This is a genomic window from Paenibacillus gallinarum (assembly GCF_014836635.1).
Classification (GTDB): Bacteria; Bacillota; Bacilli; order Paenibacillales; family Paenibacillaceae; genus Paenibacillus; species Paenibacillus gallinarum.
Genome location: NZ_JACSQL010000001.1, coordinates 864,020 through 888,932 on the forward strand (window position 1 = coordinate 864,020; position 24,913 = coordinate 888,932).

Genomic DNA, 24,913 nt, shown 5'->3' on the forward strand with positions numbered 1-24,913 from the left:
AGTTTTACAGAGTAACACAAATGATAAGCTTCTGTCCGAAATGAGACGGTGCCCTTTTACGGATCGGTCCCCATTTTTGTGCGCAGAAGCTTTTCATGTTTTTTTGTTTGGAATGGGGGGAAGAAACGTTTGAACGATACAACGGAACAAAGAAAAAGGTTCGAATTGTTGATGAAACAGGCGGACCTGCCTGCAGGTATAGCAGAACCTCATTTTGTTGATGGATATATTGATCATGTGGAAATTAGCCGTAGTAACCGTGACTGGCATATTACAATAGCCAAGGAAACACTGGTTCCTGCTCCTGTTTTCCGAGCTTTTTGTTTGCATATCCGTGAGAAAATGAGTCATATCGCCAAAATAAGTTTTACTTTTCAATACCAATCCGGGGTTACAGAGGCTGATATTGTAACGGAATATTGGAATTTATTTCTCGAGTGGGTTCATCAGCAGATTCCATCGGTAAACGGTTGGATGAATCGCGCTTCTCAAATCGTAGAATCTGGCTTGCTTACGTTAACACTCAGCGATGGAATGGCGCTGGAACTGGCACGAAAAAAACAGATTGATCAAGCTATCGTGAATTATTATGAGCGTTTCTTCAAACTGCCGCTTAAGGTGAAAATGCTAGTGGGTGAGAGTAACCGCGAAGCAATGGCACAGTTCGAACAGAAGAAGCGAGAAGAAGAGCGGGAAGTTATTCAGAATATGATGACCATGATCGAAGCGGAAATGGCACCTCCTGAGGAAGAAGAAGGGGACGTAAGGCTTCAGATGGGTTATGAAATCAAAGAACAACCGGTACCTATCAAGGATATCCAGGATGAAGAGAAGAAAGTTACTTTACAGGGAACGGTATTTGGACTCGATAAAAAAGAGTTGCGTAACGGAAATACGCTTTATACTTTTTACCTTACAGACTTTACTGATTCCATGCAGATGAAAGTATTTGCTAAGTCCAAGGAAGATGTGCGAATTCTGAACCTGCTCGCTAACGGGAAATGGGTTAAAGTTAGAGGTCGTGTAGAATACGATCGCTTCATGCAAATACCAGAACTCGCGATGATTCCATCCGATTTGGTGGAAGTACAAGCTCCTCCTTCTCGTAAGGACAATGCAGAACAAAAACGCGTAGAATTCCATCTCCACACGAAGATGAGCACGATGGATGCTGTCACTTCTATTGACAGCTATGTAAAAACAGCTGCAAGTTGGGGACATAAGGCAATCGCTGTAACGGATCACGCGGGTGTGCAGGTTTATCCGGAAGCTGCTAAGGCTGCTAAGAAACATGGTATCAAAATGATGTATGGCTTAGAAGCGAACATTGTAAATGATGCAGTAGCCGTTGTGCTGGAACCAAAGCCACTTGATTTGAAAACATCGACGTACATCGTCTTTGACATAGAGACTACAGGTCTATCCGTAACCCAGAACAAAATCATTGAAATTGCGGCGGTTAAAATGGTTGAAGATAAGGAAGTCGATCGATTTGCAACGTTTGTAAATCCGCATGAACGCATTCCTTATAATATTCAGCAACTGACGAATATTAATGATGAAATGGTAAAAGATGCACCAGAAATAGAACCCGTACTGAAAGATTTTATTACTTTTGTTGGCGATGGAATTCTAGTCGCTCATAATGCAAGATTTGATATGGGTTTTATTCAAGCGAACTTGAAGTCTCTCGGGATGGCTCCGCTTGAGAATCCAGTACTTGATACACTTGAACTTGCTCGGATGCTTCATCCGTCCATGAAGAATCACAGGCTGAATACACTAGCAGATAAGTATAAAGTATCGCTTGAGAATCATCACAGGGCGATTGATGATACGATTGCGCTTGCCGGCATTTTGATAGGTCTCTTAAATGATGCAGCACAGATAAAAGGGATTACGCAGCTAGATCGCTTGAATGATTTCGTAGGAATGGATCTGTCCAATTCAAGACCGTTTCACAGCGGTATTTACGCACTGAATGCGGTTGGAAAGAAAAACTTGTACAAGCTAGTTTCACTTTCTCATACAGAGCACTTTAAGCGAGTAGCTACCATTCCGAAGTCTAAACTGGTGCATTATCGAGAAGGACTGCTGATCATGTCAGGCTGTGAAAAAGGCGAGTTTTTTGAGGCAGTTCTTAACAAATCAGTGGAAGAAGCCGAGGAAATTGCGCATTTTTATGATGTGTTAGAAATCCAGCCCATTACGATGTATATGCATCTAGTGGATAAAGGGCTTGTAGCTACGCCGGAAGAGATTAAAACAGCGATTCGCAAGGTTGTTGAGATCGGGGAGAAACTCGGTAAACCGGTTGTAGCAACAGGTAATGTACATTACTTGGAGCCACGTGACAAAATTTATCGAGATATTACGATTCACGGGATTACAGGTTATAGTCCGCTTAAAGATATTCGTAAACCAGATGCCCATTTCCGGACTACGAATGAAATGCTCGAAGAGTTCGAATTTCTTGGTAAGGAAAAAGCATTTGAAGTGGTCGTAACGAATACAAGCGAGCTTGCTGATCGTTTTGAAGAAATTCAATTATTCCCTAAAGAATTGTTTACTCCGATCCTCGAAGGTGCAGAAGAAGAAATTCGAAGTAAATGTTATGATACGGCAAAGAGTATTTACGGTGAAGAAGTACCTGATGTGGTTGTGAAACGACTGGAAAAAGAACTTGAACCTATCATTAAATATGGATTCTCGGCCAACTATCTAATTTCAGAGAAACTTGTAAAAAAATCAAATGAAGATGGTTATTTGGTTGGTTCCCGGGGCTCCGTAGGTTCGTCCGTTGTAGCAACATTTTTGGGTATATCGGAAGTAAATCCGCTGCCACCGCACTATATATGTGGAAATAACGAATGTAAGTATAGCGAGTGGTTCCTTGATGGAAGCATACGAAGCGGCTTTGACCTTCCTGTTAAAGATTGTCCGAAGTGCGGAACCCTACTAAAAGGGGAAGGCCAAGATATTCCTTTTGAAACCTTCCTTGGTTTTAAAGGGGATAAAGTACCGGATATTGACCTTAACTTCTCAGGGGAATACCAACCTAAAGCCCATCTCTATACAAAAGATTTATTTGGTGAGAAAAGTGTATTTAGAGCAGGAACCATTGGTACGGTAGCTGAGAAGACAGCTTTTGGATTTGCTAAAAAATATGAAGAATCGCATCAAAAATCTTGGCGTGGTGCGGAGCTTAATCGCTTGGCATCTGGTTGTACAGGGGTTAAGAGAAGTACAGGTCAGCATCCCGGGGGGATTGTTGTTGTCCCTGACTATATTGAAGTAGAAGACGTTACACCTGTGCAGTACCCTGCTGATGATACAAGTGCAGAGTGGAAAACAACTCATTTTGACTATCATGCTTTTGAAGATAATCTTCTTAAGCTGGATATTCTAGGGCATGATGATCCTACGATGATGAGAATGCTTCAGGATTTGACCGGAGTAGATCCGACCACGATTCCGATGAACGACCCTAAAGTTATGAGCATGTTTAATTCCACGAAAGCGCTCGGCGTTTCACCTGAGAAGTTACGGACTCCTGTAGCTACTTATGGTGTTCCTGAGATGGGTACTAAATTCGTACGTCAGATGCTAGTTGAATCACAGCCTTCGAGTTTTGCCGATTTGCTACAGATTTCGGGATTGTCTCATGGTACAGGCGTATGGCTTGGTAATGCACAGGAACTGATCAAGAATGGAACATGTGACATTAAGACCGTTATAGGTTGTCGTGATGATATCATGTTGTTCCTGATATATAAGCATGGAATGGATGCTGCTCTTGCGTTTAAGATTACAGAGAGTGTACGTAAAGGTCGGGGTCTTAGTCAGGAATGGATTGACGAGATGAAGAATTGTAAAGTACCGCAGTGGTATATCGATTCTTGTCTCAAAATTCAGTACATGTTCCCGAAAGCCCACGCGTCAGCTTATGTAATTTCTGCGGTAAGAACCGCGTATTTCAAATTGTATTATCCAATTGAATATTATGCGACGTACTTCTCTGTCCGTGCTGAGGATTTCGATATTGAGCTGGCTTGTCAGGGATATGATGCAATCTGCCGCAAAATCATTGAGATTGAACAGCTTGGTTTTCAAGCTTCTACGAAGGAAAAATCAATGCTCTCTGTTCTAGAAATGGCACTAGAAATGACTGCGCGCGGTTTTAGCTTCAAATCCATTGATTTGTATCGTTCTGATGCAACGCGCTTTATCGTAGACCAAGATTCTCTGATTCCTCCGTTCTCTGCTTTGCAAGGAATTGGGGACAATGCGGCACGTAATATTGCTGCAGCCAGAGATTATGGGGAATTTTTATCCATTGAGGATTTCCAGCAGAAATCGAAAGCAAGTAAAACGGCAGTGGAGTTACTCACGCAAATGGGTTGTTTCCGCGGACTGCCGGAAAGTAACCAACTATCTCTCTTTTAGCTATTTGGAGAGGGGAGATTTAATTTCCATCCCTAGTTTTCAGATTACCTGAGTAAAAGTCTAGTCAAGTGACTATACTTGTCACTAGTGAGTGTCTATGTTATAATTTTAATGGTAATCATGTTGATAAAACCGTTGTTTAAAGAGTGGGGAAACCCACTCTTTACTCTTTGGTATATAGAAAATTCGCCGATTACCTTCGGCACTAACCTAATTTGGAGGTTATTGTATTTGAGCACAAAGATCAAAACTACCGTGGAAGAAATGATTAAGCCTTATCTGGAAGAGCACGCTTTTGAGCTCGTGGATGTAGAATACGTAAAGGAAGGCAATAACTATTTCCTGCGTATTTACGTGGATAAAGAAGGCGGCATCGATTTGGATGATTGTGGACAGATCAGTGAATTTGTAAGCACTGAGCTCGATAAGAATGATCCAATTCCTGACGCTTATTTTCTGGAAGTTTCATCTCCCGGTGCGGAACGCCCCCTGAAGAAATCTGCTGACGTCGTCAAAGCGGTTGGGAAAAACGTATATGTGACTACATATGAGCCGATTGACGGACTGAAGGAATTTGAAGGTGAGTTGTTATCTTTTGAAAATGAGGAAATGGTAATAGCTTCTGGTAAAAAGAAGCATACGGTTCCGTATTCAAAAGTGGCGAGTGCACGATTGGCTATTGTTTTATAGTGTTAACTACACTCTATTATGAATTAAATTCATTCCGCGTGTAACGGCAAGGTTCTCTTCCTAAGTGAAGAGAATTTCGTCGTTTTACGCTATGGATGAGATGTTTGAAAGGGGGATTTACATTCATGAGTATGGATTTTATTGAAGCAATGAATGAATTAGAAAGAGATAAGGGGATCAGCAAGGACGTTTTGTTTGAAGCGATTGAAGCTGCTCTCATTTCTAGCTACAAACGCAATTTTAATGCTGCACAAAATGTTCGTGTTGATATGAACCGTAATTCCGGTGTTATAAGAGTATATGCCCGGAAAATGGTGGTGGAAGAGGTCCTCGATCCGCGCACTGAAATTTCTTTGACTGCTGCACGTGAGATTAATCCTCACTTCCAGCTCGAAGATATTGCAGAGATTGAAGTAACGCCAAGAGACTTCGGTCGTATTGCTGCTCAAACAGCAAAACAAGTGGTTACCCAACGTATTCGTGAAGCAGAACGCGGTCTGATTTATAATAAGTTTGTAGACAAAGAAGAAGACATTGTAACTGGAGTGGTTCAACGTCAAGATCTTCGCAGCGTTTATATCGACCTTGGCAAAGTGGAAGCTGTTCTGCCTCTTACAGAGCTGATGCCTAATGAAAAGTTCGTCCATGGTGAACGTATCAAAGCGTATATCACTAAAGTGGAGAACACAACAAAGGGTCCTCAAATTATTCTTTCCCGTACGCATCCAGGCCTGTTAAAACGCTTGTTTGAACTAGAAGTTCCCGAGATTTTCGACGGTGTTGTTGAAATTCGCTCGGTAGCTCGTGAAGCTGGATTCCGTTCCAAAATTGCGGTACATTCTCGCAATGAAGAAGTAGATCCAGTTGGTTCCTGCGTAGGGCCAAGAGGAATACGCGTGCAGACCATTGTGGGTGAACTGCGCGGTGAGAAGATTGATATCGTGAAATATTCCGATGTTGTAGAGGAATACGTTGCCAATGCATTAAGTCCTTCCAAAGTACTGGAGGTACAGGTTTTTGAGAATGAAAAAATGGCTCGGGTTATCGTACCTGACTATCAACTTTCTCTTGCGATCGGTATCAAAGGGCAGAATGCGCGTCTTGCTGCGAAGCTGACAGGTTGGAAAATTGATATCAAGAGTGAAAGCCAGGCCGAACAGGAATACGGAAGAGAGAAAGATTCTTCTGAAGAAATGCATCAGGATTCCATCACCGTAGACTAACGGCGAATGATCGGGGGCCTACAAGATGAAACAACGTAAAGTACCGCTGCGAAAATGTGTAGCGTGTCAGGAAATGATGCCAAAGAAACAGCTAATCCGGGTTGTAAGAACTCCCGAAGAAGAAGTGCTGATTGATTTGTCAGGTAAAAAATCAGGCCGTGGAGCTTATCTATGCGGCAAAGAAGCTTGTTTTCGGCTAGCTCAGAAGAACCGATCTTTGGATCGGGCACTTAAAGCTCAGGTAGTTCCTGGGATCTATGAGCAGCTAGCACAAGATTTTCTTCGTGCTGAGGATGAATTTCTAGAAGCACAGAAAAGAGTGGACAATGAATAAGGCACTATCTTATATCGGGCTTGCAATGCGAGCAGGCAAGCTTGTTTCTGGTGATGAGATTGTACTCAAAGCCATCCGGTCATCTGAAGCGAAATTAGTTATCGTTGCGGGTAATGCTTCGGAAAATACACGTAAAAAATTTCGCGACAAGTGCAAATCGTACAACGTTCCTCTCGTGATCGGTTTTGATCGAGACTCCCTAGGCAGTGCCATGGGTAAACCTGAACGCATTGTGCTGGCGGTGACGGATCCCGGATTTGTAAGTATGATCTCGAAACAAGCCTTGACAATGTCGGAGGTGGAGTATATTGAGTAAACAGGAAAGCAAAGACAAACTGCGAGTTTATGAATATGCAAAATCAATCAACATGAGTAGCAAGGAAATCATTACCATTCTTAAAAAATTAGAAATTCCAGTGAACAATCATATGAGCGTAATGGAGAACGGATCTGTAGCAAAAGTGGAGCAATTTTTTAATAGCATAAAATCAGATGCTGCTTCCAAACGCGAACAGAATTCGGCTCAGACGGTTTCAACATCAGCGATTAAAGATGATAAGCTTAATCGCTCGAACCCGTCTCTTCAAGGAGGTGCCAATTCGAATTTGAAGAACGAAATCAAAACAAATCAAGAGTCAGGCAATGTACAGAATGCTTCAAGTGACTCTCAACCAAAAAAACAACAGGAAAAGCAGGTAGGTATGAATAATAGACCAAATCAAAACACAAACAATGGAACACAAAGACAAGGCGGGCAAGATTCCCGCAGAACGAATGGCAGCGTAGGTCAATCAAGCAGCGGACAAGGTAATCGTCCAAGCAGTGCGGGAAGCAATAGACCCGCTGGCCAAAGCAGCAACGGCAGCAGCAGACCAGCTGGACAAGGTAACAGTTCAAGCAGCAATAGACCTTCTAGTCAAGGTAGCACTACGAATAGACCTTCTAGCCAAGGTAATAATACGAACAGACCTTCTGGTCAAGGCAGCAACACAAATAGACCGCAACAAGGTAGCGCTACAGGTCGCCCGGCACAATCATCGGGTCAAGGCCGCACGAGTACTACAACTGGTAGCACTCAAGGTGCTAACAACAACCGCGGTGGAAACAGCAATCAAAACCGCGGTAACAGCAGCAACCGTCCAGGCGCTGGCCGCCGTTTTGAAGATGGTAACGGCAGAGGAAACTATCGTGGTAACAACCGCGGCGGTAAGAACAACCGTGGACGTAACCAAAACCAACCTCCTCGTGAGAAAATCGACAATACACCGAAGAAAATTATCGTTCGCGGTAATATGACGGTTGGTGACGCAGCAAAACTGCTTCATAAGGATGCTTCTGAAGTTATCAAAAAACTCATCTCGATGGGTGTTATGGCAACGATCAATCAGGAACTAGACCTTGATACAATCTTGCTTCTCGCAGGCGAGTTTGGTGTTGAAGTAGAAGTGAAGATTCCGGTAGAAGATGACCGTTTTGAGACAATGGAAGAAAATGACGATCCAGCTGATCTGCAAGCTCGTCCTCCAGTTGTAACCATTATGGGTCACGTTGACCATGGTAAAACAACACTTCTTGATACCATTCGTTCTACTAGCGTAACAAGCGGTGAAGCTGGCGGTATTACACAGCATATCGGTGCGTATCAAGTAGAAATCAACAACAAGAAAATCACGTTCCTTGATACTCCAGGTCACGAAGCATTTACAGCAATGCGTGCTCGTGGTGCGGAAGTAACGGATATGACGATTATTGTCGTTGCAGCTGATGATGGTGTTATGCCTCAAACAATTGAAGCAATTAACCATGCTAAAGCAGCAAATCTTCCAATTATCGTAGCGGTTAACAAAATCGATAAACCGGGCGTTGATCCGGATCGTGTTAAACAAGAACTTACGAACTATGAACTTGTTCCAGAAGAATGGGGCGGAGATACCATCTTCGTTAACGTTTCTGCGAAACAAAAAATGGGTATCGAAGAACTTCTTGAAATGATTCTGCTAGTAGCAGAAGTGAATGAATATAAAGCAAATCCTGTCAAACGTGCACGTGGTACAGTAATTGAAGCTGAACTCGATAAAGGCCGTGGACCAGTAATGCGTTTGCTTGTTCAAAATGGTACTTTGAAAGTCGGAGACGCTTTTGTTGCAGGTAACTGTTTCGGCCGTGTCCGTGCAATGGTTAATGACAAAGGACGTAAGATTAAAGAAGCAGGTCCTTCTACTCCAGTTGAAATCACTGGTTTGCAAGAAGTACCACTTGCGGGAGATCCATTCATCGTGTTTGAAGATGAGCGTAAAGCTCGTTCGATCGCAGACAAACGTGCGATAACACAACGTGAATCAGATCTAGGTACGCAAACTCGAGTTACCCTTGATGATCTGTTCCAGCACATTAAGGATGGCGAGATGAAAGCTCTGAACGTAATCATCAAAGGTGACGTTCAAGGTACCGTTGAGGCGCTTAAAGGCTCCCTCGCTAAGATTGAAGTAGAAGGCGTACGTGTAAAAATTATTCATAGCGGTGCAGGTGCGATTACAGAATCTGATATCATTCTCGCAGCAGCTTCTAATGCCATCGTCATTGGATTTAACGTTCGTCCTGAAGTTCAAGCGAAATCAACAGCAGATGCCGAAAAAGTCGATATTCGACTCTACAATGTTATTTACAACGTAATTGAAGAGATTGAACAAGCGATGAAAGGTATGCTTGATCCTGAATTTAAAGAGAATGTTATTGGGCATGCTGAGATTAGAAATACGTTCAAAATCAGTAAAGTGGGAACCATTGCAGGTTGTATGGTAACTTCCGGTAAGATTACTCGTGCATCACAAACTCGTATCATCCGTGATGGTATTGTTATTTTCGAAGGTAAACTAGATACCTTGAAACGCTTTAAAGATGATGTGAAAGAAGTTGCTCAAGGTTATGAGTGTGGTATTACTATTGAGAACTTCAATGACATTAGAGAAGGCGACGTAATTGAAGCGTTCGTTATGGAAACAGTAGAACGTAAATAGCGTCAACTGCAAGAGAGGTGACATGAGTGGCTAAAATTAGAACTGGACGTGTAAGCGAACAGATAAAAAAAGAGATTAGCTTGCTAATCCAAACCGAGCTAAAAGATCCTAGAATCGGTTTTGTTACAGTAACGGGTGTTGATCTAACAAACGATCTGTCGCAAGCTAAAATTTACCTCAGTGTATTTGGAGACGATGAACAAAAAAATAATTCTTTGAAAGCTCTCCATAAAGCAAACGGTTTTATGCGTAGCGAATTGGGAAAAAGAATTAAATTTCGTCATGTACCTGAGTTGATATTCAAAATTGATGAATCCATTGAGTACGGTAGTCGTATTGAAAAAATACTTACCGAGATTGATACCAAGGATTCCAAATGAGATGAATAGAGGAGACGGCAATGCAGACCTATGAACAGGCGCTTCAACAAGGGAAGGAATTTCTTTTGGAGCATGATGACTTCCTGATCGTGTCGCATGTACAGCCGGACGGAGACGCAGTCAGCTCCACCGTAATGGTGGGCTGGCTTCTCTCATGTCTGGGGAAGAAATTCACGATGATTAATGAAGGACCTATACCGCCACGAATGCATTATATGTGGGGAGCTTCTCAAATTTTAAACGGAACTGCGACTGAACCGTCGAAACCCTATACTTATGTTATCTGTGTAGACTGCGCTGATTACGAACGAGTAGGACGTGTGAAACATTGGTTCGCGGAAGATAAGCAGATCCTGAATATAGATCATCATCCGACAAATAATGGTTATGGTAAAGTGAATATTATTAAAGATGATGCTGCTGCTACAGCAGAAATTTTATATGATTTGATTGAAGTAATGGGTTTAACTTGGGATAAAGATGTGGCTACAGCCGCATATACGGGGATTCTTACAGATACCGGAGGATTTCGTTATTCGAACACAAGTCCTAAAATAATGGAAATGGCATCTGCCCTATTAAAACATGGAGTTAACGGACCTGAACTAGCTGAGCTTTTACTGGAGCAGATGACATTTCCGCAGCTGCAAGTTCTTACTAAAGCGCTGGCTACTCTTCAATTAACTGAGGATGGAAAGATAGCTTGGGTTGTGGTAACGCCTCAGGATATGGAAGAATGCGGTGCAGCAAATGATGATTTAGAAGGAATCGTCAATTACCCGCGTAATATTCAAGGGGTAGAAGTAGGTATCTTCTTCAAGATCATCTCAGATGATGTTGTAAAAGCTAGCTTCCGATCTAATGGAAGAGTTGATGTTGCGGCTCTTGCTAAAGATTTTGGAGGCGGTGGGCATGTTCGTGCTGCCGGTGCTAGAGTGGAAGGTCCATGGATGGAAACAGTAAAACAAGTTGTAGAACGGGTGAAAAAAGAGCTATGAGTGGTTACGAAGGAGTACTTCCTGTACTGAAACCGGCAGGCTTTACCTCCCATGATGTAGTTGCTAAACTCAGAGGTATTCTGAAAATGAAAAGAATTGGGCACACAGGAACATTGGATCCTCAGGTTACAGGTGTCCTGCCTCTTTGCTTAGGAAAAGCAACAAGAGTAGTAGAGTACTTGCAAGAGCTTCCGAAAGAATATCATGCTACGCTTCGGCTCGGGATTGCGACAGATACAGAAGACATGACAGGTGAAGTAACAGCACAAGTTGATGACGTTCAAGTGACGTATGAACAAGTAGAGGCAGCACTCCAGCGGTTTAATGGGGTTATCTCTCAGGTTCCTCCCATGTACTCTGCTGTAAAGATTAACGGGAAAAGGCTTTATGAAATTGCCCGTGAAGGAAAGACAGTGGAACGCAAAAGCAGAGAAGTAACCATACATGAACTTGAACTTATACGAATGGAAGAAGTAGACGGATTGCCTGAAATTTCTTTTCGTGTACTGTGTTCTAAAGGGACTTATATTCGAACTTTATGTGTAGATATTGGAGAGGCACTAGGATATCCCTCTACAATGGTTAAACTTGAAAGAACGATGTCTGCTGGTATTCCGGCAGGGCGCTGTTTGACGATCGAAGAGATACAGCAATGTGTTGAGAATGACACGTTGTCTACTTATCTAATCCCTACAGATCAATCGATTTGGAATTTCCCTTCCCACACGATTGAGTCGGAACAAGAGCGCTCTGTACTACAAGGTAAAAAAGTGTCTGCATCTTATGTCCAGCCTGCTTTGAAAGAGGAGGGATTGTTCCGCCTTTACTCTAAGGAAGAGCAATTTTTAGGGATTTATCAGTGGGATGCGGAAACAGATACAATTACCCCTAAAAAGGTTTTTTTACCGGAACCGAGTTGAAGTGTGATCAATAACAGATATGGCAACAGGATTATCATGGGAATTGCAGGTGAATTAGATTGAAAACAATAAATTTATCATTTCCTCTGACAGAAGAAGTGCGTAAAGAGATTGCCGTTCCCCAGGTACTTGCGATGGGGCAGTTTGATGGGCTGCATTTGGGGCATATAAGTGTGATTGAGTCAGCTATAAAACGATCCAGGGAACAGGGGATTCTAGCTGCTGTCTTAACTTTTCACCCTCATCCAAAAGAAGTGATGCGTAAAGGTGACTATCAGGGTTATCTGACTCCGCTTCGTGATAAAGAAGAAATCCTTGAAAAAATGGGTATAGATGTTCTATATGTTATCGAATTCAACGAGTCCTTTTCTAATCTTCTGCCAGAACAGTTTGTAACTGAGTTTTTGATTCAATCCAAAGTAAAAGTAGCGGTGGTTGGTTTTGACTTTCGGTTTGGTCATAAAGGAGCCGGAGACGAAAACAGACTTCGTGAACTCGGATTGCCTCATATGGACGTGGTGACCATTCCTCCGCTTACACTGGATGGTAAAAAAGTGAGCAGTACTTCGATTCGTTCTGTCTTACACGAAGGAGATGTAAAGGAAGCTCAGCGTATGCTGGGCAGACATTATTCTCTAAGAGGGACTGTAATCGACGGTGAAAAAAGAGGACGTACCATTGGATTTCCTACAGCGAATGTAGAGCCATCAGAAAGCTATGTTGTACCCCTGAAAGGTGTATATGCCGTTTGGGTATCACATCGTAATCAGAAGTTTCCTGGTGTCATGAATATTGGAGTTAAACCTACTTTTCACAAAGATCGGATTAAACCTTCTTTTGAAGTTCATTTGCTCGATTACAGCGGGGATTTATATGGACAGGAGCTCACTGTGGAATTGGTAGAGTTTCTACGACCTGAACAACGCTTTCCGTCCATCGACGAACTCATTGCCCAGATCCAGAGAGACTCGGAGACGGCGAAGCAAATTTTAGCGAATCTATCTTAGAATACTTAAATATTGAAGTTTAGATTTACATGAAATAGGCAAGTATGATATACTAAGATACGTTGCTGGAAGGCAACCATAACCTTAGCTTTAGTTGAAGGCTCTCACCGGCCCCGACGAGGCTACAGGCGATTATAATGAAGGAGGTGAACAGGATGGCTTTGACTCAAGAACGTAAACAACAATTGATCGAAGAGCACAAAACTCATGAATCCGATACTGGATCTCCAGAGGTGCAAGTTGCTATCCTTACTGAAAACATCAAGACTTTGACGGATCACTTGCGTACACACAAGAAAGATCACCATTCCCGTCGCGGGCTTTTGAAAATGGTAGGTCAACGTCGTAAGCTCTTGGCTTACTTGAAAAACAAAGATGTTAGACGTTATAGTGCTTTGATTGAGAAGCTTGGATTGCGCCGTTAATCTTCGTATATCCTAACAACGACAGCCTGGTTGTCCCCGTCTCTCTATTATAGAGGGACGGGCTCGCAGCCGGGTTGTTTTGTAGATTTAGGCTTCTTTTTTTTGTGGACTGGAATAGTCCCATCTAAAATTTTGTGAATATGTCAATACTAGGTCATACTAGTGAATAAAAAATAACAAATGATGTAAATAGAAGGAGGGGTCTCATGGAACAACGTGTTGAGATGCAACTTGGCGGCAGAACACTAATTCTAGAAACAGGACGTCTTGCTAAACAAGCAAACGCTGCTGTAACTGTACGCTATGGAGATACCGTTATTTTATGTACCGTAACTGCGTCAAATGAACCTAAAGATTTGGATTTTTTCCCGCTTACGGTTAACTACGAGGAAAGACTATATGCAGTAGGTAAAATTCCAGGTGGATTTATTAAAAGAGAAGGTAGACCGAGCGAGAAAGCTATTCTTGCCAGCCGCCTGACAGATCGACCAATTCGTCCTTTATTTCCGGAAGGATTCCGTAATGATGTTCAGATCCAAAATATCGTAATGAGTGTAGATCAAGACTGTGAACCAGAAATTGCAGCAATGATCGGTACTTCTGCGGCACTAAGTATTTCGGATGTTCCTTTTAATGGACCTATCGGCGGAGTAGCTGTTGGCCGTGTTAATGGTGAATTTGTAATTAACCCGGATATTGCCGCTCAAGAAGCGAGTGATATCTATGTAGTGGTTGCAGGAACTAAAGATGCGATCATGATGGTAGAAGCAGAAGCGAATGAAGTACCAGAAGAAGTAATGCTCGAAGCGATTATGTTTGGTCATGAAGAGATTAGAAACATCGTTGCTGTAATCGAACAATTGGTACAAGTTGCTGGTAAAGAGAAAATGGCTGTCAAATTGCATGCAGTTAATGCGGATGTTAATGCTGAAGTTCGCGAGTATGCAGCAGCACGTCTCGTTGAAGCAGTTCGTATTGAAGAGAAGCATGCAAGACAAGATGCGATTGATCTAATTAACGATGAAACGGTTGCTTTCTTTGGTGATAAATACATAGAAACTCCTGAATTGTTAAAAGACGTGAAGGAAGTTCTTCATGACATCGTTAAAGAAGAAGTTCGCAGATTGATCACGCATGATAAAGTGCGTCCAGATGGACGAGCACTGTCTGAAATTCGTCCAATCGATTGTGATACAAACCTCTTGCCACGTACACATGGATCCGGCTTGTTCACTCGGGGACAAACTCAGGCGCTTAGCGTATGTACACTTGGAGCATTAGGTGATGTTCAGATTCTAGATGGTATTGATCTGGAAGAAACAAAACGCTTCATGCATCATTACAATTTCCCGCCATTCAGTGTCGGTGAAGCAAGACCGCTTCGTCCTCCAGGTCGTCGTGAAATCGGTCATGGTGCACTCGGTGAAAAAGCATTGTCTAAAGTGATTCCGTCTGAGACTGAATTCCCTTATACAATTCGTCTTGTTTCTGAAGTTATTGAATCAAACGGTTCAACATCTCAGGCTAGTATCTGTGCTTCTACACTTGCAATGATGGATGCTGGGGTGCCAATTAAAGCTCCTGTAGCTGGCGTGGCAATGGGTCTGATTAAAGATGGAGATCATGTATCGATCCTGACTGATATTCAAGGTATGGAAGATCATCTTGGAGATATGGACTTTAAAGTAGCCGGTACTCCTGAAGGGGTTACTGCAATTCAGATGGATATTAAGATCAATGGTATTGATCGTGCTATTCTTTCGGAAGCTCTTAGTCAAGCAAAAGAAGGACGTATGCATATTCTTGGTAAAATGATGGAAGCTATTCAAAAACCAAGAGAAACATTATCTCAATATGCACCGAAAATTCTTACCATGCACATTAACCCGGATAAAATCCGTGATGTTATTGGAGCAGGCGGTAAAATCATTAACAAGATCATTGAAGAAACCGGTGTTAAAATTGATATTGAACAAGATGGCCGTGTGTTCATCTCTTCTGCCGATCAAACAATGAACGATAAGGCTCGTGAAATTATTGAAGGCATCGTTCGTGAAGTGGCTGTAGGTGAAATTTATGTAGGTAAAGTTAAACGTATTGAGAAGTTTGGATGTTTTGTAGAAGTACTTCCTAACAAAGAAGGACTTGTTCATATTTCCCAACTTTCTACAGAACGTGTAGCTAAAGTGGAAGATGTAGTAGCTATTGGAGATTCCATTACAGTAAAAGTAACGGAAATCGACCAACAAGGACGCATCAATCTTTCCCGCAAAGCAACTTTGACTGCAGAAACGAAAGCTTAATCTTAATTATAGAACTTACAAAAGAGACAGAAGTTTATTCTGGCTCTTTTTTTCATACATATTCAGCCTCTTGTACACATAAGATGGGACAAACGTGACCGGGGGGCTGAAGCAGTGAAAACGAATTTGAAAAAATGGGCTGCCGTGCTTGTTAGTGCGGCAGCCGTCGTTTTGATCGGACAAGTAACGGATGTAACAAGTTTTATTACACATCAAAGGGTGGTTCATACAGAAGATGCTTTTGATATGTATGTTGATGCTGCGCCAGAGGATGAACTGAAAAAACAGATTACACTCAAAGCAGCAGAACTGAAAATAGAACCGATTGATGCAAAGCTAGATCGCGTCTGGAAAGCAATCCCAGGATATAATGGGTTAGAAGTAGATATAGAAGCTACTTATCAAAAAGCATTATCTTCTCCAAAATCAGAGTCTATTACCTATGTAATGAAAGAGATCCCGCCCAAAGTCTCACTCGACGACATCGGTCCCCATCCGATTTACCGAGGCAACCCGGAGAAAAAGATGGCTTCTTTTATGATTAATGTGGCTTGGGGCAATGAATACCTTACACCAATGCTCGATACACTCGATAAATATAAAGTGAAAGCCACATTTTTTCTTGATGGAAGTTGGCTGAGTAAGAATAAAGACTTAGCACTGGAGATTAAGAAGCGCGGACATGAACTGGAGAACCATGCGTATTCTCATCCTAATATGAGCCGGTTGAGCACGGAACGAGCCATTCTAGAGATTAGCAAGACAAAGCAGCTGCTTAAGGAGTCACTTGGTATAGATAATAAATGGTTTGCTCCCCCTTCCGGAGATTATGATCAGGAAACAGTGAAACTCGCTGCTGAGCAAGGTCTAAAGACGGTGCTCTGGACGATTGATACGGTAGATTGGAAGAAACCAAGTTCTGAAAGTGTGGTTGCTAAAATCACAAAAGGGACGGAGGCAGGATCTCTTATTTTAATGCACCCAACGGCTGCTTCTGAAGGCGCTCTTGAAGGAATAATTCAAGGAATTACCCAAAAAGGAATTACACTCGGGACGGTAAGTGAGACGTTGTCGCCCGCTAGACTTCAAACGAAAGTTGAGTAAGACCATTTTTTTTGGTAGGATTATGATATTTGGTTGTGAACTTAAGTAAAAGTCATTTTAAGATACGATTCTTAAAAGTAAGTTACCAAATTTGGGGAGGCCAGCATGTGAAAAAAATGAAACTTAAGAATGGCCTTAGAGTGGTCATGGAAGAAATTCCAACTAGCCGATCGGTTTCTTTTGGGATATGGGTTAAGAATGGTTCACGTAATGAAGATGATCTGAATAACGGAGTATCTCATTTTATAGAACATATGCTGTTTAAAGGCACGGATCGTTTTGACGCGAAAGCGATAGCAGAACAATTCGATGCCATCGGCGGTAATGTGAATGCATTTACCTCAAAAGAATACACTTGTTATTACGCGAAAGTTCTTGATGAACATTTGCCGATTGCGGTAGATGTCTTGTCGGATATGTTCTTTCATTCCAAGTTTGATAGTGAGGAACTCGCAAAAGAGAAAAATGTAATCTTAGAAGAAATCTCCATGTACGAAGATACGCCGGATGATATGGTTCATGATTTAATCTCGCTCGCAGCTTACGGAGATCATCCATTGGCTTATCCGATTCTCGGTACAGAAGAGAAACTAAATGCAATGGATCAGACGACACTTCGTGATTTTATGAAGGAACGTTATACGATTGAAAATACGGTGATCAGCCTTGCCGGAAATATCGATGCTGAGCATATTATGGAACTGCTTGAAAAATATTTTGGCTCTTTTGATCTTCATGGAGAAATGAAGGAAGTATCTGAGCCTGTATTTAAAGGTGAACAGCTGTTTCATAAAAAGAAAACAGAGCAAAACCACATATGTTTAGCTTTTCCAGGATGCTCTATTCACGACAACAAGCAATATGCAATGGCACTCATTAATAATGCGATTGGCGGCGGAATGAGTTCGAGATTGTTCCAGGAAATAAGAGAGAAACGTGGTCTAGCTTATTCTGTCTATTCCTATCACAGTGCACATGCAGATAGCGGCTTGTTTACGATCTATGCAGGAACAGCCCCTAAGCAGACAAAAGAGGTAATGGAGCTCACGATTGCACTTCTAAAAGATCTTGCTGTTAATGGTTTGTCTGAAGAGGAACTCCGTAAAGGAAAAGAACAGCTCAAAGGCAGCCTCATCTTAAGTCTTGAAGGTACAGGCAGCCGAATGAACCGTAATGGTAAAAATGAGCTGATGGTAGGGAAACACCAAACCCTTGACCAAATGATTGAAAAAATTGAAAATGTAACAATGGACGACATCAATGTTGTTTTAGACCGGATGTTTGCTGTACCTTATGCACTGGCTATGGTAGGCGCTTCGGATAAAGCAATTGCATCTATGAGGAGGAACGAGTTTGTCAGTATCCGTACAAATTAAAAGATTAGCTGGTAATGAAGATATTTCACTTCCAGCTCAAATGTCTGAACTAGCAGCAGGTTTTGACCTGTATGCCGCTGTTGAGGCTGATAAGACATTAAATCCAGGGGAACGTAGTTTGATTCCTACGGGATTTGCTATGGCTTTACCAGCCGGTTATGAAGCTCAAATTCGCCCAAGAAGCGGCTTAGCTTATAAACATGGAATTACCTGTCTTAATACGCCGGGAACCATTGATGCAGATTATCGTGGTGAAGTGAAGGTGTTGCTTGTGAATTTAGGACAAGAACCTTTTACAATCCGCCGGAATGAACGCATCGCACAAATGGTGATTCAAGTCGTACCTGCGGTTACCTTGACTGAAGTAGAAGAACTATCTGAAACGGTTCGTGGTACCGGTGGTTTTGGTCACACAGGGAAATAAAAGGAAATATTATTGATGAAGCTGCTCTTCCGAAATGGGAGGGCAGCTTTTTTATGCTTATCAATCACCAGGGCTATCTGTTAGGCATAGGATGATATCATACAGCTTTTGAAAGGAGTGACATCCTGATGTTGACCGGAGTTCGGATCGTCGTTTTAGGAGGAGATGCACGTCAGCTTGAGGTCATCCATCGCTGCGTAGAGCTTGATGCATCTGTAAGTATAGTAGGGTTTGATACTTTAGAGCATTTTCCTGAAGGAGCTGTTAAAGAAACCTTGTCTGAGCAGCTTCTTTCTTCAGCTGACGTTTTAATACTGCCGGTGGTGGGATGTGACGACAGCGGAAACATCCAAGCTAAATATGCTAGCGACGAGACAACGTTAACTTTAACTGCGAAACTGGCAGCTGAACTTCCAGAACATTGTACGATATTCACAGGTATGGCAAAACCATATCTAAAAGAAATCTGCAAGCAAAATAAGGTTCGTCTTATTGAACTTCTTGATCGCGACGATGTAGCTATTCATAATTCGATTCCGACAGCAGAGGGCGCAATCATGCTAGCTATTCAGAAAACAGATTTTACGATTCATAACTCGGTCGCGTTCGTATTAGGACTCGGTCGTACTGGTTTTACAATGGCAAAAACACTTCAAGGTTTGGGTGCGGATGTGAGGGTAGCTGTAAGACGTGAAGAGGATATTGCCAGAGCATCAGTGATGGGCTTAAAGCCTTTTCTGACGAGGGATTTAGAGAAGCATGCAGGGCAAGCTGACTTGATTTTTAATACGATACCGTCTATGATAATCACAGCACAAATCCTGTCCAAAATGAAGTCGAAATCGTTTATTATCGATCTTGCCTCAGCACCTGGCGGAACCGATTTTCGGTATGCAGAGAAGCGCGGTATTCAAGCGTTGCTCGCCCCTGGGCTCCCTGGCATTGTTGCTCCCAAAACAGCGGGTGTTATTATTGCCAACTCCATTGTTAAGCTGCTTCTAGGTGAACAAAATGATCGGGGGAATAAGCAATGAATTGGCAGGGTAAAACGGTTGGTTATGCAATAACAGGATCTCATTGTACTTTTGAAGAAGTGATGCCGGTAGTGCAAAGGTTTAAGGATGAAGGGGCAGATGTTGTGCCTATCATATCTCAGACTGTACTTACCACAGATACTCGGTTTGGGACTTCTCAAAGTTGGCAACAACAGTTGAAAGATATAACAGGGAATGATATTATTTCTTCGATTGTAGAGGCTGAGCCACTAGGACCATCGAAGAGGCTAGATGTACTGGTTATTGCACCTTGCACAGGTAACACGACCAGTAAACTAGCAAATGCAATGACAGATAGTCCCGTTCTGATGGCTGCAAAATCGCAAATGCGGAATCAACGTCCTGTTGTTCTTGCTATTTCGACGAATGATGGGCTAGGACTAAACGCAGCGAATATTGCGAAGTTACTTGTAGCGAAGTATATCTATTTCGTTCCGTTCGGCCAGGATAATCCAGAGAATAAACCGAATTCACTCGTCGCTAAAATGCATCTGATTCCCGAAGCAGCTTATGCCGCTCTCGAAGGAAGACAAATGCAACCTATACTTATGTAAAGCGGCAAATGACATGTTAACTTTACGAATGAGAGGTATCGCAAGATGCCTTTTTTCGAGGTGAGTATACTAAGCTATTTTAGGTATATGATCCTTTATAGCATTTTTTTATATTATGTCTTTTTGAAAAATGAATTTATGTAGAACGTAGAACAGATTACTAACAAGCACTGCAAAGTATGCAGTTAATCAAAATCATCGCATCTGAACGCTTAAGCAACGCAGAAGGTTTAAATTCCATTTGTTCTACATCCTTTATGCTTAGGTCTTCTTGATACACAAATGGAGGAATTCGTGCATGGGCATTTTAGTGCAAAAATTTGGGGGGACTTCCCTTTCAACCCCCGCTGCAAGAGAACGTGTTCTTCAGCATATGAAGCGTGAAATTAAAGCAGGGCATTCACTTGTTGTTGTGGTATCTGCGATGGGACGCAGAGGCGAACCTTATGCAACAGATACTCTTCTGGACTGGATTGGCAGTAATGGAGATGCTCTGCCTGCAAGAGAGAAGGATTTGCTGCTTTCTTGTGGTGAATTTATTTCTGCAACGACATTAACTAGTTTGGCACATAGTGAAGGACTCACTGCTACCGTTCTAACGGGCGGGCAAGCCGGAATTATTACCGATCATCAATATGGCAATGCTAGAATCATTGAGGTGAAGCCGGATCGGATCTTAGAAGAACTGAAATCTCATCAAGTGGTTATTGTTGCCGGTTTCCAAGGCATTAATGATATAGGTGATATTACTACATTAGGGCGCGGAGGTAGTGACACATCAGCTACAGCTCTTGGGGCTGCACTCCGAGCAGATATGGTCGATATTTATACCGATGTCGAAGGTGTACTGACGGCAGACCCGAGGATTGTAGAAGATGCGAAGCCTCTTTTATATGTCAGTTATGCAGAGATTAGTAATATGGCTCACCAAGGCGCGAAGGTTATACATCCGCGTGCCGTAGAGATCGCCATGCAGTCACATATTCCGGTGCGTGTTCGCTCTACTTTTGGTGATGGTGAAGGAACGCTTATTACTCACCCAGAAGGAGTTCGGGATATTCAATCCGGCGTTGTTGATCGTCATGTAACCGGTATTGCACATGTAAGCAATATAACGCAAATTACGGTTGAAGCAGAAGAGAATGTAGGCAAACTACAGCTTCAGGTCTTTAAAGCGATGGCAGAGAATGGAATTAGTGTTGATTTTATTAATGTTTCACCATCTGGCGCCGTATATACCGTATTTGATTATGATTCCGAAAAAGCGATCCGTGTCCTCCAAGAACTTGGACTGAAACCGAAAAGTTTATCCGGTTGTGCCAAGGTTTCGGTTATTGGCGGAGGGATTAATGGTGTTCCAGGAATTATGGCCCGTATTGTCGAGTCGCTCGCTGACGTGAATATTGACATTTTGCAGTCAGCTGATTCGAACACAACGATTTGGGTATTAGTGAAAAAAGAAGATATGGTAGGCGCAGTTCGTGCTCTGCATACAAAATTTGAGCTCCATCTATAATCAGCAAAAGTTCAAGGAGGACGTAAACGTGGAATTTGGAAGACTAATAACGGCCATGGTAACGCCTTTCAATGATGAAGGCGAGATCCATTGGGAAGAAACCTCCAGGCTCATCGATTATTTAATAGATGTACAAAAATCAGACGCTCTGGTCGTATCAGGTACAACAGGAGAATCACCAACCCTTTCGGATCAAGAAAAAGTGGAGTTGTTTTCTTTTGCGGTAAAACATGCTGCTGGGAGAGCCAAAATTATAGCAGGTACGGGCAGCAACAGTACACACCATTCAATCAAGCTTACGCAAGAGGCAGAAAAAGCGGGTGTGGACGGGGTTCTTTTGGTTGTTCCATATTACAATAAGCCGAATCAAGAAGGAATGTTTAGACACTTCGAAGCGATAGCGAAGTCTACTTCCTTACCTGTGATGCTGTATAATGTGCCGGGAAGAACGGTTTCTAGCCTTTCTGTAGAAACGACACTTCGCCTTGCGCAAATCGAGAACATTGTAGCTACAAAAGAATGTGCATCCATGGAACAAGTGACACTGATTGCTACGGGTGCACCTGAAGGGTTTACTGTCTATTCTGGTGATGATTCATCAACTCTGCCAGCCCTATCTGTGGGAGCTTATGGTATTGTGAGTGTTGCGAGTCATATCATAGGTTCATCCATGAAAGAAATGATTGAATCCTACGTGAACGGAGATGTACAGAAGGCGACTTCCTTACATCAGAAGTTATTCCCTATATTTAAAGGTTTGTTTGATGCGCCGCATCCGTTGCCGAATCCTGTAGCTGTAAAATATGCATTAACACTTAAGGGTTATGAAGTGGGCTCGGTGCGTCTTCCGCTCGTTGCACCTACTGAACAAGAAGCTAAGTTCATTTCAGAACTGATTGCTAAGATTGACTAACTTATTTTATAAAAAACAGAGCATCCTCGAACTCTTCGTTAGAGCTTCGGGGATTTTTGTTTATATTTAGAGTTTCAGCACTGTGTTGGTTTGAGGAATAAAAACCCATAAGTATAAGTGGAAAAAGGTTGTTTTCTGCATTTCAATTTGATTGTTTTTAAAGAAAACGGGAAAACTACACCTTACAAAGCATGCTCGACTTGTTTTTTCGCTTTTTAATCATGTATAATGATGTCAAGTGACTGGGTGCGGTATATTTTTGAAATATGTTTAATTAATGATAAGTGTGCAGGAACTTTGGCTGAGAAGCTATAAGTTTCTTAAACAATAATAACAAATATTAACTATTATAAGGTACGACGTCCAACTACCATAGGAGGTTCAGATTCATTTGTCTAAGAAAAATAATAACGATAAATTGATGATTTTCGCATTGGGCGGCGTCGGTGAAATCGGAAAAAACATGTATGTTGTTCAGTACGGTAATGACATTGTAGTCGTTGATGCGGGTCTTAAATTCCCAGAAGAGGATATGCTCGGCATTGATATTGTCATTCCTGATATTTCTTATCTTACCGAAAATCGTGACAAGGTAAGAGGGATCGTTCTGACGCATGGTCATGAAGATCACATCGGCGGTTTGCCTTACGTTCTAAAACACCTTAATGTTCCTGTTTATGGAACAAAGCTTACACTTGGCTTAGTGGAGAACAAACTAAAAGAAGCCAATTTACTTGGCGAAACAAAACGTATTCTCATTAATGAAGATTCCGTAATCGAGCTTGGTAACAGCCTCAAGGCTTCATTCTTCGGAACAAATCACAGTATTCCAGACTCTGTTGGCGTATGTATTGAAACACCAGAAGGTGTAGTCGTGCATACCGGAGACTTCAAGTTTGATCACACACCAGTCAATGGTCAATTTGCAGATCTTCAGCGTATGGCTGAAATTGGAAGCAAAGGTGTATTGGCTCTCTTGTCGGATAGTACGAATGCAGAGAAAGCTGGTTTTACTCCTTCTGAGAAGAATGTCGGTATCGTTCTTGAAGATATTTTCCGTAAAGCAAGTCAACGTGTAGTTGTAGCTACTTTTGCTTCTAACGTGCATCGTGTACAACAAGTCATTAACGCAGCTGAAGTGACAGGTCGTAAAGTGGCAGTGATCGGTAGAAGTATGGTGAATGTTGTTAATATTGCTTCTGATCTTGGTTACCTGGAAATTCCAGACGGAATGATCATTGAACCAGAAGAAGTAGGCAAAATGGCAGCTGACCGTGTAGTTATTCTATGCACAGGTTCCCAAGGGGAACCAATGTCAGCACTTACACGTATGGCCCGTTCTACACATCGTAAAGTAGATATTTTACCAGGAGATACCGTTATTATTGCGGCTACCCCTGTTCCAGGTAATGAAAAATACGTAGGACGTACAATTGATGAATTATTCCGCCTCGGTGCTGAAGTTCATTACAGCGGAGCTAACTCCGGCGTTCACGTTTCTGGTCACGGAAGCCAAGAAGAACTTAAACTTATGCTTAACCTTATGAAGCCGAAATACTTTATTCCAATTCATGGTGAGTTCCGGATGCAACGTCGTCATGCTCTGCTTGCAGAAGCTGTTGGTGTAGAACGTGAAAACATCTTTATTACCGATATTGGTGAAGTTGTTGAGATTCAAGGTGGTTCTGCTCGTAAAGCAGGTAAAGTATCTTCCGGTAATGTATTAATTGACGGTCTTGGTGTCGGTGATGTAGGTAACATTGTACTACGCGATCGTAAACTTTTATCACAAGACGGCATTCTGGTTGTAGTTGTAACACTAAGCAAACAGGATGGGAAAATTGTTTCGGGTCCGGACATCATCTCCAGAGGGTTCGTATATGTTCGTGAATCAGAAGGTCTGCTAGATGAAGCAAACCGAATTGTGACAAGTACCCTTCAGAAGTTAATGAGTGAGAATGTCAATGAATGGGCTTCACTCAAAACGAATGTAAAAGACTCTTTGGGTCGTTTCTTATATGAGCAAACGCGTCGCAGACCAATGATTTTGCCAATCATTATGGAAGTGTAATACTTTTTAACAAACAGATTAATAAAAAGGCACACAGTCGCCTCTTCAACCAACAGGTAATATTGGACGGTTCCCTGTTGGAATGAAGAGGCTTTTTTGTATAATTTTGAATAGAAACAGATCCTTAACTGCCATAATAAACAAATATGGTTGTTTA

At 42.2% G+C, this 24,913-nt stretch carries 20 protein-coding genes; all 20 read left to right on the top strand.

The window, feature by feature from the left end; translation table 11 throughout:
- The first annotated feature begins 129 nt into the window (after nt 1–129).
- The 20 genes from H9647_RS04220 (at nt 130) to H9647_RS04315 (ending at nt 24,756) form a co-directional block, all read left to right on the top strand.
- Nucleotides 130–4,446, top strand: a complete 4,317-nt coding sequence (locus tag H9647_RS04220) for a PolC-type DNA polymerase III (protein ID WP_191798446.1) — start codon at nt 130–132, stop codon at nt 4,444–4,446.
- Between the two features lie 231 nt (nt 4,447–4,677).
- A complete protein-coding gene (gene rimP, locus H9647_RS04225) occupies nt 4,678–5,136 on the top strand; it encodes a ribosome maturation factor RimP (protein ID WP_191798448.1) in 459 nt (152 codons plus the stop codon).
- A 125-nt stretch (nt 5,137–5,261) separates the two neighbouring features.
- Entirely contained in the window at nt 5,262–6,359 is a 1,098-nt protein-coding gene (gene nusA / locus H9647_RS04230) for a transcription termination factor NusA (RefSeq protein ID WP_191798450.1), read from the top strand.
- Nucleotides 6,360–6,384: 25 nt separating this feature from the next.
- On the top strand, nt 6,385–6,693 hold the full coding sequence (rnpM, locus tag H9647_RS04235; protein WP_191798452.1) for an RNase P modulator RnpM: 309 nt from the start codon (nt 6,385–6,387) through the stop codon (nt 6,691–6,693).
- A complete protein-coding gene (locus H9647_RS04240; RefSeq protein WP_191798454.1) occupies nt 6,686–7,009 on the top strand; it encodes a L7Ae/L30e/S12e/Gadd45 family ribosomal protein in 324 nt (107 codons plus the stop codon). The genes rnpM and H9647_RS04240 overlap by 8 nt, the downstream gene beginning before the upstream one ends.
- Nucleotides 7,002–9,710, top strand: a complete 2,709-nt coding sequence (gene infB, locus H9647_RS04245) for a translation initiation factor IF-2 (RefSeq protein WP_191798455.1) — start codon at nt 7,002–7,004, stop codon at nt 9,708–9,710. The genes H9647_RS04240 and infB overlap by 8 nt, the downstream gene beginning before the upstream one ends.
- Before the next feature lie 26 nt (nt 9,711–9,736).
- Nucleotides 9,737–10,090 (top strand): 30S ribosome-binding factor RbfA, encoded by a 354-nt coding sequence (gene rbfA, locus H9647_RS04250; protein WP_191798457.1) that lies wholly within the window; start codon nt 9,737–9,739, stop codon nt 10,088–10,090.
- A gap of 20 nt (nt 10,091–10,110) precedes the next feature.
- The gene (locus tag H9647_RS04255; protein ID WP_191798459.1) at nt 10,111–11,088 is read left to right on the top strand and encodes a DHH family phosphoesterase; all 978 of its coding nucleotides are present in this window, start codon (nt 10,111–10,113) and stop codon (nt 11,086–11,088) included.
- Nucleotides 11,085–12,008 carry a tRNA pseudouridine(55) synthase TruB gene (truB, locus tag H9647_RS04260; RefSeq protein WP_191798461.1) on the top strand — a complete coding sequence of 308 codons (924 nt, stop codon included), beginning with the start codon at nt 11,085–11,087 and terminating at the stop codon, nt 12,006–12,008. The genes H9647_RS04255 and truB overlap by 4 nt, the downstream gene beginning before the upstream one ends.
- 59 nt (nt 12,009–12,067) lie before the next feature.
- Complete coding sequence (locus tag H9647_RS04265) at nt 12,068–13,015, top strand: bifunctional riboflavin kinase/FAD synthetase (protein WP_191798463.1); 948 nt, start codon at nt 12,068–12,070, stop codon at nt 13,013–13,015.
- Nucleotides 13,016–13,170: 155 nt separating this feature from the next.
- Nucleotides 13,171–13,440, top strand: a complete 270-nt coding sequence (gene rpsO, locus H9647_RS04270) for a 30S ribosomal protein S15 (RefSeq protein ID WP_191798465.1) — start codon at nt 13,171–13,173, stop codon at nt 13,438–13,440.
- 206 nt (nt 13,441–13,646) lie between these two features.
- On the top strand, nt 13,647–15,743 hold the full coding sequence (pnp, locus tag H9647_RS04275; protein WP_191798467.1) for a polyribonucleotide nucleotidyltransferase: 2,097 nt from the start codon (nt 13,647–13,649) through the stop codon (nt 15,741–15,743).
- Between the two features lie 114 nt (nt 15,744–15,857).
- Nucleotides 15,858–16,847 (top strand): polysaccharide deacetylase family protein, encoded by a 990-nt coding sequence (locus H9647_RS04280; RefSeq protein ID WP_318245253.1) that lies wholly within the window; start codon nt 15,858–15,860, stop codon nt 16,845–16,847.
- Nucleotides 16,848–16,963: 116 nt separating this feature from the next.
- A complete protein-coding gene (locus H9647_RS04285) occupies nt 16,964–18,223 on the top strand; it encodes a M16 family metallopeptidase (RefSeq protein WP_225229093.1) in 1,260 nt (419 codons plus the stop codon).
- Entirely contained in the window at nt 18,201–18,647 is a 447-nt protein-coding gene (dut, locus tag H9647_RS04290) for a dUTP diphosphatase (protein ID WP_191798471.1), read from the top strand. The genes H9647_RS04285 and dut overlap by 23 nt, the downstream gene beginning before the upstream one ends.
- A 128-nt stretch (nt 18,648–18,775) precedes the next feature.
- A complete protein-coding gene (dpsA, locus tag H9647_RS04295; protein WP_191798473.1) occupies nt 18,776–19,681 on the top strand; it encodes a dipicolinate synthase subunit DpsA in 906 nt (301 codons plus the stop codon).
- Nucleotides 19,678–20,256, top strand: coding sequence for a dipicolinate synthase subunit B (locus tag H9647_RS04300; RefSeq protein WP_191798474.1), 579 nt, complete (start codon nt 19,678–19,680; stop codon nt 20,254–20,256). The genes dpsA and H9647_RS04300 overlap by 4 nt, the downstream gene beginning before the upstream one ends.
- A 298-nt stretch (nt 20,257–20,554) precedes the next feature.
- A complete protein-coding gene (dapG, locus tag H9647_RS04305; protein WP_191798475.1) occupies nt 20,555–21,772 on the top strand; it encodes an aspartate kinase in 1,218 nt (405 codons plus the stop codon).
- Between the two features lie 28 nt (nt 21,773–21,800).
- Nucleotides 21,801–22,685: a 4-hydroxy-tetrahydrodipicolinate synthase gene (dapA, locus tag H9647_RS04310; protein ID WP_191798476.1), complete on the top strand. Its 885-nt coding sequence runs from the start codon at nt 21,801–21,803 to the stop codon at nt 22,683–22,685.
- Between the two features lie 391 nt (nt 22,686–23,076).
- Nucleotides 23,077–24,756 carry a ribonuclease J gene (locus H9647_RS04315; RefSeq protein WP_191798477.1) on the top strand — a complete coding sequence of 560 codons (1,680 nt, stop codon included), beginning with the start codon at nt 23,077–23,079 and terminating at the stop codon, nt 24,754–24,756.
- Nucleotides 24,757–24,913 lie beyond the last annotated feature (157 nt).